Here is a 14,948-nt window from a genome sequence, read left to right on the forward strand (position 1 = left end):
CACCTTGTCTTAGAAAATGGGTATAGGGCGCTATTCCAGCCCGAGGCTGTTGCGCAGAATAGTCAGGCGTTCATCATCCCCGTCACGGGCAGCCTGCTGAAGAGATTTGGTTGGTGCATGGATCAGGCGGTTGGTCAGTTTCCACGCCAGATCCTGCATAATCGCATTTGCGTCGCCGCCCTGTTCAAGGGCTGCTAACGCTTTGGCAGTCAGGTCATCACGCACCTGCTCCGCCTGCCCGCGGTACTCGCGGATGGTCTCGCTGACGCTTTGCGCGCGCAGCCAGGCCATAAACTCACTGGTTTCCTGCTCAACGATGGTTTCCGCCTGAACTGCCGCGGCTTTACGCTGGGCAAGGTTGTGCGAAATGATGCTTTGCAGGTCATCCACGCTGTAGAGATAGGCATTAGGCAGCTTTCCCACTTCCGGCTCAACATCGCGCGGGACGGCGATATCCACCAGCAGCATCGGCTGATTACGGCGGGACTTTAGCGCACGCTCCACCATCCCTTTTCCGATAATCGGCAGCGGGCTGGCGGTTGAGCTGATAATAATGTCAGCCTCTTTCAGGCGTTCATCGATGTCGCTCAGGGCAACCACCTCTGCACCCACTTCATCCGCCAGCACCTGCGCGCGTTCGCGGGTGCGGTTAGCGATAATCATCTTTTTCACTTTATGCTCGCGCAGATGGCGCGCCACAAGTTCGATGGTTTCGCCCGCCCCCACCAGCATCACGGTGACGGTAGAAAGGGATTCAAAGATTTGGCGTGCAAGGGTGCAGGCCGCGAAAGCAACAGAAACCGCACTGGCACCAATGTCGGTTTCGGTTCGCACACGCTTCGCCACGGAGAACGACTTCTGGAACATGCGCTCCAGCTCGCTGGCCTTCAGATGCCCTTTTTGCGAATCCGCAAACGCTTTTTTCACCTGACCCAAAATTTGCGGCTCGCCCAGCACCAGCGAATCCAGCCCGCTGGCGACGCGCATCAGATGGCTGACGGCATCGTTGTCCTGATGCCAGTACAGGCTGTTGCGCAGCTCGTCTTCATTGAGGTTGTGGTAGTCACATAGCCAGCGGATCAGCGCTTCGTGCAGGTTGTCCTGCTCTTCCACGCTTAAATACAGCTCGGTACGGTTGCACGTCGAGAGCACCACGCCACCCTGCACCATAGGCTGTGCAAGCAGGCTGTCCAGCGCCAGGTCAAGCGTATCCGGCGAAAACGTCACGCGTTCTCGCAGCGAAACCGGAGCCGTTTTGTGGTTGATGCCGAGTGCTAATAGGGTCATGTTGAGCGGGAGTAGTACCAGCGTTAATAAGGTTAGCAGAACGCATCATACAGGATGCGCGAGATCAATAAAAGGGACTGCCTCCTTTCGGAGTAATAGGTTACACAACCCTTTGAGATAATTTGAACGTAGACGGTAGCCCCCTTCGACGCTAGCATTAACAGTTATAACTGCAACGTATCTCAAGGATTTGTCCTCATTATGACCCGACTGATTCGCCTGCTGCCGCTGGCAGCACTGGTTCTGACCGCGTGTACCGTCACCCAACCAAAAGGCCCGGGCAAAAGCCCTGATTCACCGCAGTGGCGTCAGCACCAGCAGGACGTTCGTAATTTGAACCAGTACCAGACACGCGGCGCTTTCGCTTATCTCTCTGACGAACAAAAGGTTTATGCCCGCTTCTTCTGGCAGCAGACGGGGCAGGACAACTACCGCCTTCTGCTGCTGAACCCGCTGGGCAGCACCGAACTGGAGCTTATCGCCAAACCGGGCGAAGCGCAGATCACCGATAACAAAGGCCAGCACTATACCGCGACCGATGCCGAAGAGATGATTGGCAAGCTGACCGGGATGCCTATCCCGCTCAACAGCCTGCGCCAGTGGATCCTTGGCCTGCCGGGTGAGGCAACGGACTACACCCTTGACGACCAGTACCGTCTGAGCCAGGTGAACTACACCCAGAACGGCAAAACCTGGAAAGTGGTGTACAGCGCCTATGACAGCAAGAGTAAACCGTCGCTGCCATCAAACATGGAGCTGACCCAGGGCAGCCAGCGTATCAAGCTGAAAATGGACAACTGGATCGTTAAATGATGACCCACTGGCCCTCTCCGGCAAAGCTGAACCTATTTTTATACATTACCGGCCAGCGTGCTGACGGTTATCACACCCTCCAGACGCTGTTTCAGTTTATTGACTATGGCGACACGATCTCTATTGAACTGCGCCAGGACGGGCAGATTTGCCTGCTAACGCCGGTCGAAGGCGTGGCGCATGAGGACAACCTGATCGTGCGCGCAGCGCGTCTGCTGATGAAAGCCGCGGCGGAATCGGGCCGTCTGCCCGCGGGAAGCGGAGCAGATATCCGTATCGAGAAACGCCTGCCGATGGGCGGCGGTCTGGGCGGCGGCTCATCCAACGCCGCCACCGTGCTGGTTGCGCTGAACCACCTCTGGGGATGCGGGCTGTCGAAGGACGAACTGGCCGCCCTGGGCCTGACGCTGGGGGCGGATGTCCCGGTGTTTGTGCGCGGTCATGCGGCCTTTGCTGAAGGCGTGGGTGAGATCCTCTCCCCGGCTGAACCGCCGGAGAAGTGGTATCTGGTTGCCCACCCTGGCGTAAGTATTCCGACACCGGTCATCTTTAAAGATCCTGACCTGAAAAGGAATACCCCGGTTCGGTCAATAGAAACGTTATTAAATTGTGAATTCAGCAACGATTGCGAGGATATCGCAAGAAAACGTTTTCGCGAGGTTGATGCGGTGCTTTCCTGGCTGTTAGAATACGCGCCGTCGCGCCTGACTGGTACAGGGGCCTGTGTCTTTGCTGAATTTGACACCGAATCCGCCGCTCGTCAGGTGCTTGAGCAAGCGCCGGTTTGGCTGCATGGTTTTGTAGCACGCGGGATGAACACCTCCCCCCTACAGCAGACCATTCTGGCGCAGACTGAGTTTCGGTGACAACGTCACCCTGTTCCAGACGTTGCATCGCGCTCTTTAATACACCGCCTGGATAGCCTTCGCCTGGCCCGCACAGTTTGCGGCGAACGCTATCCACCACTGGACGCATGCCTGAGGTTCTTCTCGTGCCTGATATGAAGCTTTTTGCTGGTAACGCCACCCCGGAACTAGCACAACGTATTGCCAACCGCCTGTACACTTCCCTCGGCGACGCCGCCGTAGGTCGCTTTAGCGACGGCGAAGTCAGCGTACAAATTAACGAAAATGTACGCGGTGGTGATATTTTCATCATCCAGTCCACCTGTGCTCCAACGAACGACAACCTGATGGAACTGGTTGTTATGGTCGACGCCCTGCGTCGCGCTTCCGCAGGCCGTATCACTGCTGTAATTCCTTACTTCGGCTATGCCCGTCAGGACCGTCGCGTCCGTTCCGCGCGTGTGCCAATTACCGCTAAAGTTGTCGCTGACTTCCTGTCCAGCGTCGGCGTTGACCGCGTACTGACCGTTGACCTGCACGCAGAGCAGATCCAGGGCTTCTTCGACGTCCCGGTTGATAACGTATTCGGCAGCCCAATCCTGCTGGAAGACATGCTGCAGCTGAACCTGGATAACCCAATCGTGGTTTCTCCGGACATCGGCGGCGTGGTACGTGCCCGTGCTATCGCTAAGCTGCTGAACGATACCGACATGGCGATCATCGACAAACGCCGTCCGCGCGCTAACGTTTCTCAGGTGATGCACATCATCGGTGACGTTGCTGGCCGTGACTGCGTGCTGGTTGACGACATGATCGATACCGGCGGTACGCTGTGTAAAGCAGCTGAAGCGCTGAAAGAGCGTGGTGCCAAGCGCGTGTTCGCTTACGCGACTCACCCGATCTTCTCCGGTAACGCGGTAAACAACCTGCGCAACTCCGTCATTGACGAAGTTGTGGTATGCGATACCATCCCACTGAGCGACGAGATCAAAGCACTGCCAAACGTGCGTACGTTGACCCTGTCCGGGATGCTGGCCGAAGCGATTCGTCGTATCAGCAACGAAGAATCCATCTCAGCAATGTTCGAACACTAATCGAACACGGCCGAAAAACCCGCTGCGGCGGGTTTTTTTGTCTCCGGGTTTTATTTGTATGATTAATGCCTCCTTCACCTGCCATTCACATGACAGATGATGCGCATACGGATGATAGATAATTGTGAAAAACGTAGCCTCCTCACATGTTCTGCCCTTTCGCGCCCTCATCGACGCCTGCTGGAAAGAGAAGTACACCTCGTCACGCTTTGTCCGTGACCTGATTGCCGGGATCACCGTCGGCATTATCGCCATCCCGCTGGCGATGGCGCTGGCGATTGGCAGCGGCGTTGCGCCGCAGTACGGTCTGTACACCTCGGCCGTTGCCGGGATAGTCATTGCCCTGACGGGCGGCTCGCGCTTCAGCGTCTCCGGCCCGACCGCCGCCTTCGTGGTGATCCTCTACCCGGTTTCACAGCAGTTTGGTCTGGCAGGCCTACTGGTCGCCACCCTGATGTCCGGCGTCTTTTTGATTCTGTTTGGTCTGGCCCGCTTTGGTCGCCTGATTGAATATATTCCCCTTTCCGTGACGCTGGGATTCACATCGGGGATTGGTATCACCATCGGAACCATGCAGATCAAGGATTTCCTCGGCCTGCAGATGCCCCACGTACCGGAGCACTACCTGCAAAAAGTGGGGGCGCTGTTTATGGCGCTGCCGACGGCCAACCTGGGCGACGCCGCCATCGGGATTGTGACGCTGGGCACGCTGATCGTCTGGCCTCGCCTCGGTATTCGTCTGCCGGGCCATCTGCCCGCGCTGCTGTTGGGCTGCGCGGTGATGGCGATCGTCAATATGCTCGGTGGTCACGTCGCGACTATCGGCTCGCAGTTCCACTATGTTCTGGCGGACGGTTCACAGGGTAGCGGCATTCCGCAACTGCTACCGCAGCTGGTGCTACCGTGGGACATGCCCGGCTCTAGCTTTACCCTAAGCTGGGATTCCCTGCGAGCCCTGCTTCCCGCCGCGTTCTCTATGGCAATGCTGGGGGCGATTGAATCCCTGCTCTGTGCCGTCGTTCTGGACGGGATGACCGGCACCAAGCACAAAGCCAACAGCGAACTGGTCGGTCAGGGATTAGGCAACCTCGTCGCGCCGTTCTTCGGCGGTATTACCGCAACGGCAGCCATCGCCCGTTCTGCGGCCAACGTGCGCGCGGGGGCAACCTCACCGGTTTCGGCGGTTATCCACTCCGTGCTGGTGATCCTCGCCCTGCTGATCCTCGCCCCGCTGCTCTCCTGGCTACCGCTTTCCGCCATGGCCGCCCTGCTGCTGATGGTGGCCTGGAACATGAGCGAGGCGCACAAGGTGGTGAACCTGCTTCGTCGCGCGCCGAAAGACGACATCATCGTGATGCTGATCTGCATGTCGCTGACCGTGCTGTTCGATATGGTTATCGCCATCAGCGTCGGGATCGTGCTGGCTTCCCTGCTGTTTATGCGCCGCATCGCGCAGATGACGCGCCTTTCCCCGGTTAACGTCGAGGTGCCTGACGATGTGCTGGTGCTGCGCGTGATTGGCCCGCTGTTCTTCGCCGCGGCGGAAGGTCTGTTCAGCGATCTGGAGTCCCGCATCGCGGGCAAACGGGTTGTGGTGCTGAAATGGGATGCCGTACCGGTGCTCGATGCAGGCGGCCTGGATGCCTTCCAGCGCTTTGTGAAACGTCTGCCGGAAGGCTGCGAGCTGCGGGTGAGTAACCTGGAGTTTCAGCCGCTGCGCACCATGGCGCGCGCGGGCGTACAGCCTATCCCTGGCCGACTCTCCTTCTACCCTAACCGTGAAGCCGCGTTAGCGGATCTGTGAGTCTCATGATGCAGAGAAACGTCTCTGCATCATCACCCCGATCGCCTGCTGGAGCCATGCAAGCACGGCAGGCGTCATCCAGGTTCCTTTCATCAGGTGCGGCTCCTGCTGCATGGCAGTACGAAACTTTTGCTGAGTTTCCGGGTTCTTGCCCGCGTAAGACTGGAACAATGCCAGCCAGTTTTCAGCCAGCTTTTGCGCCTCCTCACAGGCAGGATCGATATTTTCCCGCTGCGCCTGATGCAGTTTCGCCACCAGCGGCGGCCACTCCATCATGCGGTCAAAGTAGTGTGCCCGGGTAAAGGCCATCTCTTCGGCAGTGAGATACTTCTCCCATATGCAGAGCTTAGACTCAGCAAACGCGCGCGTGATGTAATCCGTCATCTCCGGCGTGATGCCGGTCTGCGCCTGCATCAGCGGTTCAACGCTGTGCATCTCGTTCAGCCGGGTGAGAAACTCCGGCTTGCCCGCCGTGTCCTGCTCAAGGCGCTCCATCCAGCGCGTCGCCAGATCCATCGCCCGGGCGTCAGTAGCGGGTATATGGTGCTCCAGCAGCGTGTTGGCCTCTGCAACCAGCCCTGACCAGATAGCCGCCAGCGCATCCTTCTGCACCGCAAACGGCAGCTGCTGTAACTCTTCTTTGCTAAACCAGCGATCGTACATATTCATTAACTCCAGAGTCTGTAGCCAGGATTCCAGATCCGGCGTCGCATCGTCGAGAAGCCCGGTTCGCAGCTCCACCAGCCGATCGCGCAGCGTATGTATGCTGCGCAGCTGTTTATCCAGCAGCGTGATTTGCGCATCGAGTAACTCGGTTAACGACAGCGACTCCTGTTCCAGGAAATCCCTGATTTCAGCAAGTTCCAGCCCCGCTTTTGCCAGCGCCTGGATCATATGCAGACGCTGGACATCCGCCAGGTTGTAAAGCCGGTAACCTGCCGCGCTTCTGGCAGAAGGCAGCAACAACCCTGTTTGCTCATAGTGGTGCAATGTCCGCACGGTGATCCCGGCGCGTTTCGCCAGCTCACCCACCTGAATCAACATAACTGCTCCTTTTTCTTTGCCAGTGGCGCCACTCTGGAGCCTTACGTTACGTGAGGGTCAACCCTTGATGCAAAAAAAAACGACTCCCTCGGGAGCCGTTTCGGCGTTCTTTATCGTAGCACTAGCTGTGCTTATGCTGATCGCGACGACAGCGTTTGTCGTAGTGGCGCACCCACCAGTATTTATCGCAGACTTCCTCATGGCCGCTCACGCGCGCCCCTGCAAGCCACAATACCGCACCAACGAAGATGCTCAATATCGCGCCGTGCGCGAAGTATTGCGGGAGGTCAATCTGAGGTAACTGGTTTAAAATGGAATAACCCACGCCGGCTACCATCACGAACAGCCCCAATCCCATCAGTACGTTACCGAGTAACGAAGCGTTTTTGCGTTTCATGTGTCACCTCCGGAACTTTGGGTTGTCAGGGGAAAAGCCCCTAATCCTTGTGTGTAAAGTATAGACAACGCCCCTTTTATGAGTTGCGTGAATGATCACAATTACAGATAAGTCCCAAACAAAAGTTTACAAATAAGGCTTTGAACAGCTTGAAATTCTAATGGTTCAAATCAGAAATTATTCGTATTTCGCTGGGAAGATCGCAGAATTTTGTCAAGCGGCGCGACAGACAGTAAACTACGCGCCAGATCTGGAACCCATTAGGAATTGAATCGTGACGATTAAACTGATTGTCGGCCTCGCCAACCCCGGCGCAGAGTATGCGGCCACCCGCCACAACGCTGGGGCATGGTACGTCGATCTGCTGGCCGAGCGGTTACGTGCTCCCCTGCGTGAAGAACCTAAATTCTTCGGGTATACCTCACGTATCAACCTTGCTGGCGCGGATGTTCGTTTACTGGTGCCCACCACCTTTATGAACCTGAGTGGTAAAGCGGTGGCGGCAATGGCAACGTTTTATCGCATCAATCCGGATGAAATTCTGGTCGCACACGATGAGCTGGATCTCCCGCCCGGCGTGGCAAAATTCAAGCTGGGCGGCGGGCACGGCGGCCACAACGGCCTCAAAGACATCATCAGCAAGCTGGGCAATAACCCGAATTTCCACCGTTTGCGCGTTGGAATCGGCCATCCGGGCGATAAAAACAAAGTTGTCGGTTTCGTACTCGGTAAGCCCCCGGTTTCTGAGCAGAAACTGATTGACGAGGCGGTAGACGAAGCGGCGCGCTGCACTGAAATCTGGCTGAAAGACGGGTTAACCAAAGCGACAAACCGCTTACACGCTTTCAAAGCGCAATAATCCGCCCGATCCGGCTTTTTTACCGCGCGTCATGCGGGTTACGTGTATAATAGGCGTAGTTATTTACTTTTCATCAATCGGTTATCGTTAACGGATTGATTATCAAGATATTAAGGTGATTTAGAAATGGGATTCAAATGCGGTATCGTCGGTCTGCCAAACGTGGGCAAATCCACCCTGTTTAACGCGCTTACCAAAGCGGGTATCGAAGCGGCGAACTTCCCGTTCTGTACCATCGAACCTAACACCGGCGTTGTGCCAATGCCGGACACGCGTCTGGACCAGCTCGCGGAAATCGTTAAGCCGCAGCGCATTCTGCCAACCACCATGGAATTCGTGGACATCGCGGGCCTGGTAAAAGGCGCGTCCAAAGGTGAAGGCCTGGGTAACCAGTTCCTGACCAACATTCGTGAAACCGAAGCGATCGGCCACGTTGTGCGCTGCTTCGAGAACGACAACATCATCCACGTTAACAACAAAGTGGATCCGGCTGACGACATCGACGTCATCAACACCGAGCTGGCGCTCTCTGACCTCGACACCTGCGAACGCGCTATTCACCGCGTGCAGAAGAAAGCCAAAGGCGGCGACAAGGACGCGAAAGCGGAACTGGCTGCGCTGGAAAAATGTCTGCCACAGCTTGAAAATGCGGGCATGCTGCGCGCGCTGAAAAACCTGACTGAAGAAGACAAGGCGGCGATCAAATACCTGAGCTTCCTGACCCTGAAGCCAACCATGTACATCGCCAACGTTAACGAAGACGGTTTTGAGAACAACCCGTACCTCGACAAAGTGCGTGAAATCGCGGCGGCTGAAGGTTCTGTGGTTGTGGCGGTTTGCGCTGCAGTTGAATCCGACATCGCTGAGCTGGACGACGCTGACCGTGAAGAGTTCATGGCCGAGCTGGGTCTGGAAGAGCCGGGCCTGAACCGCGTGATCCGCGCGGGCTATGAGCTGCTGAACCTTCAGACCTACTTCACCGCTGGCGTGAAAGAAGTGCGTGCGTGGACGATCCCTGTGGGTGCGACAGCTCCTCAGGCGGCCGGTAAGATCCACACCGACTTCGAGAAAGGCTTTATTCGTGCGCAGACTATCGCGTTTGAAGACTTCATCACCTACAAGGGTGAGCAAGGCGCGAAAGAAGCAGGCAAGATGCGTGCGGAAGGGAAAGACTACATCGTTAAAGATGGCGATGTGATGAACTTCTTGTTTAACGTTTGAGTTGTTTTGAATGAAAAAAATCCACGCCTTGGCGTGGATTTTTTTTCATAAATTACCGATTTCCGCCCTCTTTCGCAGATAGAACTCAAGGTATTTTTTAGGTCTATCCTGAAACGCACGCTCTTTGCCGTAGTTATAAGCATCGTTGAAATATTTATACGCTTCATCGAATTGATTCAACTCGTAACAGACCATGCCGAGGTCGATTGATGGTGCAGTGTCTATATTCGATCCACGTGTGCGCAACGTCGTCTCTCCCCATTTCTTCGCCTCATCGTAATCCTCAAGATCAAAGTAAGCGCTGTACATGCACGCAGCGATCCAGTTAGCAAATTCCGATTCAAACTTTGGCTCAGCAAGAGCTTGCCAGGCTTTTTGGTATTGTTCTAAAGCTTCGGCGTATTTTTGGTTGTCGTGAAACTCGTTTCCTTTTTCTACAAGAGATGTAACTCTTTTTTCATCGAATTTATAGCATACGTTTTTCATATATTTATTCATTATCATTCGAAAAGAGATCTCCTTGCCTATATAAAAGGGATATAAGCGATAAATGCCTTCAGAAGCAGGGAGGTCTCTAAAAGAAACTAACCAAAAAAGAAATATTTAAAAGCTTCTGCCTCAACATCCTTAAGCTTGCTTTTTAGCATTAAATCGATATCTTCCAGAAAGTCCTCTCTGAAATTAAAATCATCATCTGTAGCATCACCATCATATTTACTTTGTTCTATCTCAATGGCAGAACAAAAAGCATCCAAAAAGTCGGCTAACGAATTGGAGATAATGAAATTTCTTTTTTGAATACTACCATAAACAGGAGATGTAATATTTTGGGTATCACAAAAAAGAACATCTCCATTTCTTTCAGCAAAGATTATATATTCATCGCGCCAGGTCGTGTCATTTTGAACTCGCCAGCCTGATAACATTTCATTAAGCTCTTGGGACTCAACAATCTGTATAAAGAAAGTACCATCAAATGTTGGGTGGTCATTTAAAATCAAATGGCTATAAAAAAAACGAATTTCGCCATTTAAATTCACTGGAAAAGAAGTTTCATTTTCATCGTCTGTATAGTCTATCTCTCCCATATTTAAATCATTCATTTTGAATTTGCTAACAAAGTCTTGGACTGCATTTTGTATGTTCATCTTTCCCCCTATAATTGCTTACATCGTTGTCTGGATTTTAGTGTTCTTTCTCTATCGATTAAGCGCCCGCGCGTCGAGTTTTTAGTATTCCCTCTATGTCCTTGATCACCATGGACATGCTCATTGAACTTGTCGGGATGGTTATGATTTTTCAAGAAAACAATATTCCTCGGATCACCTTGCCATTTAGAACCAAGTGTACCATTACCTTCTACCGAGTTGATATGATGCCCAGTATAGCCTGCCCGTGACATCACGGAGGTAAGACTTTTGTTCGGAGTCTTCAATATTAAATCTCTCTCTTGCGCAGTCCAATTCCTGGTGCCAGCCCCGCCATCCTGCAATAAGGCTTTTTCTTGCACCCATGCCCTAGAGATAGCAGAGCTTCTAGCTCCGTTTTGAGCAGAAAGAGAATCGTGTGGGCGGTAGCGAATCAGATCTTCAGGAGTCAACCCCCACGGATCCACCCAACCCAGCGCGTTCGGCGCATACTGGTAAAGGTTAATCCCCCCCGCCAGTCCTATCGGGTCCTGCTGCGTAAACCGCCCGCAGTCCGGGTCATAATACCGGAACAGATTGTAGTGCAGCCCTGTCTCACGGTCCAGGTATTGCCCCTGCATGCGCAGGTTCTGAGAATATCCTGATACCTGCGTCTCGCTTTCCCGCAGCAGCTTGCCCCAGGCGCTGTTCACCCCTTCCCAACGCACCTGCCCTTCGATATCCGTCATCCGCTCCGGCGTGCCGTTGGGCTGGCAGTGGAACCAGAAAATCTCCGGTGCATCCACGCCGTCAATACGCGCCAGCGGATCGTAGCTGTCCTGATCGCTGTAGACGTAGGTGAGCGGCACATCCCCGTGCACCTCCTGCAGCAGGCGGAACCCTTCCCAGACAAACCGGGTTGTGACCGGCTTGCCGGTTGGCTGTCCGCCCAGCATCTGGCGTCGCGTTTTGCTGATGCGTCGCCCGAGCGGATCGTAGCGGAAGCTGACCTGCGTCTGCGGTTTATTGCGGTCCCGCGGCTGGCTGATGACTTCCGTCAGGCGGTGTTCACCGTCGTAGCGGTAGTGCCAGCGGGTCTGGCCGTTATCTTTTTCCACGGTGCGGCCGTGGATGTCATAGCGCCAGCGAATGCCGTTCAGCTGCGTCAGGCGGTTGTGCGTGACCTTCTCAGCAGCCCCTTCCAGCGGGTTACCGGCAGCATCCCAGCGCCACTGCTCCTGACCGGGCAGCGTACCGTCCTGAACCAGCAGACGCCCGGCGCTGTCGTACTGCCAGCGGTACCAGCTGAACGGGTTATCGTCCCGCTCTTCCCGCACCAGGTTATTGCGGTAGTCGTAATCCCAGCGGCGGGACCAGCGGCGCGGCGACGGGCGTTGGGCATTGCCGGTAAAGACGTCCCGGCGATGCAGTCGCCCAAGACGATCGTATTCGCTGCGGGTGGTCAGCAGCCCCTGAGTGCGGCTGGTCTCCCGGTGGAGTTCGTCGCGGGTAAAGTCGGAGACCGACAGCTTATCGAGAGCAATGCTGAGCAGATGCCCGCTGCCGTAGTAAAACTGCTTCAGCTCGCGGCCATCGGGCAGCGTGACGGAGGTGCGGTTGCCCAGCGCGTCATACTCCCACGCCAGCTCGCCGTGCTCGCCCGCCTCGCGCGTCACGCGACCGAGCGCGTCATACTCAAAGGCCAGCTCCTGCTCTGCCGCGGTGGTCCACGCGTCGGCTGCAAGCGCAGGATGCAGCCCAATCCGGCTTAACAGCCCGGACGGCGTGTAGTGATAGCGTGTCTGCCCCTCCGGCGTGGTGCGGGCGACCAGCTGGCCGCTCGCGCTCCAGGCGAAGGCATGGGTGATGGCCTCAGGATGACCGGCGGCAAACGTGCGTGCTATCGTGCGTCCGCAGGCGTCATAGCGATACTGCGAGGCTACGCCATCGAGCCCCACCTCTTCCAGCAGCAGCGAGTCCGCGCCCCAGCGGAACTGATACGCTTCGCCGTTTTCGTTTTCCAGGGCAATCAGACGCCCGCGGCTGTCCCAGCGGCGACGGACCTCTTCACCCTGGGTATTACGCGTCGCGGTTAATCGCCCTGCCTCATCGTATCTGAACTCACTCTCTTTACCGTCGGCGCCCGCATGCTTCACCGGCAGGCCGCGTTCGTTCCATTTGAGCGATTCCGTCCAGCCTTCCGGGCGATCGAGCTGCACCGGACGCCCTGCTGCGTCGTAGCGATATCGCGTCTCTTCCCCGTCGGCGCCAGTCTCGGCCACCAGCCAGCCCAGCGGGTGATAGCGGTAGCGGGTAATACGCCCGGAACAGTCCGTCGAACGAACGATCTGCCCGGCCTCGTTGTACTCCTGGTAGCGGCTGTTTCCGGCGGCATCGACCTCTTCAACGACCTGGCCGAACTCGTCCCGGCGTAGCTGCGTGGTCTGCCCCATCGGGTCCACCACGCGCTTAAGCCCGTGATGTTCGTCGTACCAGAACCGGGTGGCGCTGCCGTCGGCTTCGATAATGGCCGCAGGAAGCGCGCGGTGCTCCAGCCAGGCGGTGGTGCGGGTATTACCGTCGGCGTCGATCTCCTGAACCCGGTTGCCCATTTCGTCGTAGACGAAGGTAACGGCATTGCCGAGCGGATCGATGCGTCGCGTCAGAAGCTCGTTCTCGTTCCACTCGTAGCGCCAGTTTTCACCGCGCTCGTCAACGTAGCGGACAATCAGATTCTGCGCGTTCCAGTAGTGGCGGCGCGTCTGGCCGTCGTAGTGCTCGACGGTCGTCAGCCCGACGGCTAAATCGTAGCTAAAGCGGCAGCCGTCGCCGGTGCTGGTGCGGTTTTCCACCACGCGCCAGTGATCGAATTTTTTCCAGCGGTATTCGCTCTCCAGACCGCCCGGCATCCGGTGCCAGACCATCAGCCCGTGCTCGTTATAGCGGTACTCACGCGTCACCACGCCGGAGGCATCCGTCGCGCTCGCCAGCTGGCCGCGCGCGTCGTAGCCCCACTGCATCAGCGGCCATGTCTGGCTGCCGTCAAAATGGCTGGCAGCGGTAACACGCTGCGGGAAACGTTCATCGTCATAGCGCAGGGTGACGTCTATCGCCCGCGGCTCGTCGTGAAGGCCGACCAGCCTGCCGTGCTCGTCCCACTCCGTCAGCAGCGCGTTGCCGTATTCGTCGCTGAGGGAGGCCAGACGCAGGATAGATGGATTCGCCCGGGTCGGTTTATACAGACGCCACACCGCGCCGTCATCGTCGGCAATCGCCACGTCGCCGTTCTCATTGCGGCGGATGATAATGCCTTCGCTGATGCTGTAAAACGCGCGGTCGACCGGCGGCAGCTCGAAGCTCAGCTCGCGCCCGGTTTCGTCGAACCAGGTGGCGTTGTTGTCTTCCAGCGTGAGATAGCTATCAAAGGTCGTTGCCCAGCCCAGACCGAACAGCCCTTCCCGGGTGGTCAGGCTGTTGTAGCTGCGCTGCCAGCGAAGCGGAAAGCGCCCCGGCAGCGAGAAATCGAGTTCGTCGTCGTCATTCAGCACCTTCACGCCGGTGGCGGCGTGAACCGGGTGCGAGGAGCCAAACACGGCATTCACCGCCATATCGGCCAGCATCCCGCCGCCGGCCGCCGCCAGCGCGCAGGGCATGTTTTTCAGGATCTTACCCGGACGCCCGCGCAGCAGGGAGAGTGCAATCATCCCCAGCGCCAGACCCGGCGTTTTACCGCTTTTGATATCGCGGACCGTGAGCGTGTCCCCGCCGATGATCACGTTCGGGGAGACGTCGTCGGAAACGGTGCCTTCGCATGTGGTGCGATCTTTCGCGCGCACCGCGGGCTGCCCGTTGATGAAGACGCTTTTAGAGCCTTCCGCCAGATACTGCGGCCCGGAGTGCTTTTCGCACGCCACCTTGTCCTCTTCCAGCGGCGAGGTTCCCGCGGCGGCAGAGGCCACGCTCGGCTGCCACATTTCGCTGCCAAACTGACCGGCGGCGGATAGCAGCATGCCCGCGTAATCGGCAAAGCTGCCCGGCGACTGCGGCTCGGGGGACGGTGTATCGGCGGGCGTAAGCGTGCCTGCCGCGCGCGCGGCGGGGATTGCGTTGGTGAGAACGTTACTGGAACCGGTAGTGATTTTACCCGCAGGCGAAGGCGGGAAAAGCGCATTGCCTAATCCTTCCGCGGCGTTGCTGATATCGTCGGTGATCCCCGCCACGTTCGCCAGCACGCCACCGATAATTCCGCTTAACAGACAGCTGGATCCAATTGCCGCCACGCCCGCTGCGGCCGCCCCTGCGCCCAGCAATGGCGCCGCTACGGTTGCAGCTGCGCCTACCGCCGCGCCGATCACCGCATAGGCGGCACCCTCCGCCACAATGCTGGTGATGTCAGCAAAAATGCTGGAGTGAATAATCTCGTCGCCCTTACGGGCCGCCTTGTTATCGCTCATGCC

At 56.8% G+C, this 14,948-nt stretch carries 12 protein-coding genes; 6 read left to right on the forward strand and 6 right to left on the reverse strand.

The window, feature by feature from the left end; translation table 11 throughout:
* Positions 1-30: 30 nt before the first annotated feature.
* A complete protein-coding gene (gene hemA / locus EnteroDNA1_RS04910) occupies positions 31-1,287 on the reverse strand; it encodes a glutamyl-tRNA reductase (RefSeq protein WP_023335999.1) in 1,257 nt (418 codons plus the stop codon).
* A gap of 201 nt (positions 1,288-1,488) precedes the next feature.
* On the opposite strand from hemA, the gene lolB reads away from it, so the two are divergent.
* The 4 genes from lolB to dauA all read left to right on the forward strand — a co-directional run bounded on the left by lolB (position 1,489) and on the right by dauA (position 5,843).
* Positions 1,489-2,100 (forward strand): lipoprotein insertase outer membrane protein LolB, encoded by a 612-nt coding sequence (gene lolB, locus EnteroDNA1_RS04915; protein ID WP_023312128.1) that lies wholly within the window; start codon positions 1,489-1,491, stop codon positions 2,098-2,100.
* On the forward strand, positions 2,097-2,966 hold the full coding sequence (gene ispE, locus EnteroDNA1_RS04920) for a 4-(cytidine 5'-diphospho)-2-C-methyl-D-erythritol kinase (protein ID WP_029741606.1): 870 nt from the start codon (positions 2,097-2,099) through the stop codon (positions 2,964-2,966). Before lolB ends, ispE begins: the two co-directional genes overlap by 4 nt.
* Positions 2,967-3,091: 125 nt before the next feature.
* Positions 3,092-4,039: a ribose-phosphate diphosphokinase gene (prs, locus tag EnteroDNA1_RS04925; RefSeq protein ID WP_003856663.1), complete on the forward strand. Its 948-nt coding sequence runs from the start codon at positions 3,092-3,094 to the stop codon at positions 4,037-4,039.
* 124 nt (positions 4,040-4,163) lie between these two features.
* Positions 4,164-5,843 carry a C4-dicarboxylic acid transporter DauA gene (dauA, locus tag EnteroDNA1_RS04930; protein WP_069302967.1) on the forward strand — a complete coding sequence of 560 codons (1,680 nt, stop codon included), beginning with the start codon at positions 4,164-4,166 and terminating at the stop codon, positions 5,841-5,843.
* Positions 5,844-5,846: 3 nt separating this feature from the next.
* On the opposite strand, the gene EnteroDNA1_RS04935 is transcribed toward dauA, so the two are convergent.
* Positions 5,847-6,887, reverse strand: coding sequence for a MerR family transcriptional regulator (locus tag EnteroDNA1_RS04935; RefSeq protein ID WP_069302968.1), 1,041 nt, complete (start codon positions 6,885-6,887; stop codon positions 5,847-5,849).
* Between the two features lie 121 nt (positions 6,888-7,008).
* Positions 7,009-7,284 carry a stress-induced protein YchH gene (gene ychH / locus EnteroDNA1_RS04940; protein ID WP_023312132.1) on the reverse strand — a complete coding sequence of 92 codons (276 nt, stop codon included), beginning with the start codon at positions 7,282-7,284 and terminating at the stop codon, positions 7,009-7,011.
* A 274-nt stretch (positions 7,285-7,558) separates the two neighbouring features.
* Between ychH and pth the strand changes: the two genes are divergently transcribed.
* Positions 7,559-8,143, forward strand: a complete 585-nt coding sequence (gene pth, locus EnteroDNA1_RS04945) for an aminoacyl-tRNA hydrolase (protein WP_023336005.1) — start codon at positions 7,559-7,561, stop codon at positions 8,141-8,143.
* Between the two features lie 126 nt (positions 8,144-8,269).
* Positions 8,270-9,364, forward strand: a complete 1,095-nt coding sequence (gene ychF / locus EnteroDNA1_RS04950; protein WP_064672671.1) for a redox-regulated ATPase YchF — start codon at positions 8,270-8,272, stop codon at positions 9,362-9,364.
* A 45-nt stretch (positions 9,365-9,409) separates the two neighbouring features.
* On the opposite strand, the gene EnteroDNA1_RS04955 is transcribed toward ychF, so the two are convergent.
* From EnteroDNA1_RS04955 to EnteroDNA1_RS04965, 3 genes are all read right to left on the reverse strand, one after another.
* A complete protein-coding gene (locus tag EnteroDNA1_RS04955; RefSeq protein ID WP_064672950.1) occupies positions 9,410-9,850 on the reverse strand; it encodes a hypothetical protein in 441 nt (146 codons plus the stop codon).
* 98 nt (positions 9,851-9,948) lie between these two features.
* Positions 9,949-10,512: a hypothetical protein gene (locus EnteroDNA1_RS04960; protein ID WP_064672672.1), complete on the reverse strand. Its 564-nt coding sequence runs from the start codon at positions 10,510-10,512 to the stop codon at positions 9,949-9,951.
* A gap of 8 nt (positions 10,513-10,520) precedes the next feature.
* Entirely contained in the window at positions 10,521-14,945 is a 4,425-nt protein-coding gene (locus EnteroDNA1_RS04965; protein ID WP_156779519.1) for an RHS repeat-associated core domain-containing protein, read from the reverse strand.
* Positions 14,946-14,948 lie beyond the last annotated feature (3 nt).

This window comes from Enterobacter sp. HK169 (assembly GCF_001719105.1).
In the GTDB taxonomy this organism is placed as follows: Bacteria; Pseudomonadota; Gammaproteobacteria; order Enterobacterales; family Enterobacteriaceae; genus Enterobacter; species Enterobacter asburiae_B.

What these genes read in the sequence shown, in the direction of transcription:
- hemA (WP_023335999.1), bottom strand. Translation starts at nt 1,287, where the DNA reads ATGACCCTATTAGCACTCGGCATCAACCACAAAACGGCTCCGGTTTCG.
- lolB (WP_023312128.1), top strand. Translation starts at nt 1,489, where the DNA reads ATGACCCGACTGATTCGCCTGCTGCCGCTGGCAGCACTGGTTCTGACC.
- ispE (WP_029741606.1), top strand. Translation starts at nt 2,097, where the DNA reads ATGATGACCCACTGGCCCTCTCCGGCAAAGCTGAACCTATTTTTATAC.
- EnteroDNA1_RS04935 (WP_069302968.1), bottom strand. Translation starts at nt 6,887, where the DNA reads ATGTTGATTCAGGTGGGTGAGCTGGCGAAACGCGCCGGGATCACCGTG.
- ychH (WP_023312132.1), bottom strand. Translation starts at nt 7,284, where the DNA reads ATGAAACGCAAAAACGCTTCGTTACTCGGTAACGTACTGATGGGATTG.
- ychF (WP_064672671.1), top strand. Translation starts at nt 8,270, where the DNA reads ATGGGATTCAAATGCGGTATCGTCGGTCTGCCAAACGTGGGCAAATCC.
- EnteroDNA1_RS04955 (WP_064672950.1), bottom strand. Translation starts at nt 9,850, where the DNA reads ATGAAAAACGTATGCTATAAATTCGATGAAAAAAGAGTTACATCTCTT.
- EnteroDNA1_RS04960 (WP_064672672.1), bottom strand. Translation starts at nt 10,512, where the DNA reads ATGAACATACAAAATGCAGTCCAAGACTTTGTTAGCAAATTCAAAATG.
- EnteroDNA1_RS04965 (WP_156779519.1), bottom strand. Translation starts at nt 14,945, where the DNA reads ATGAGCGATAACAAGGCGGCCCGTAAGGGCGACGAGATTATTCACTCC.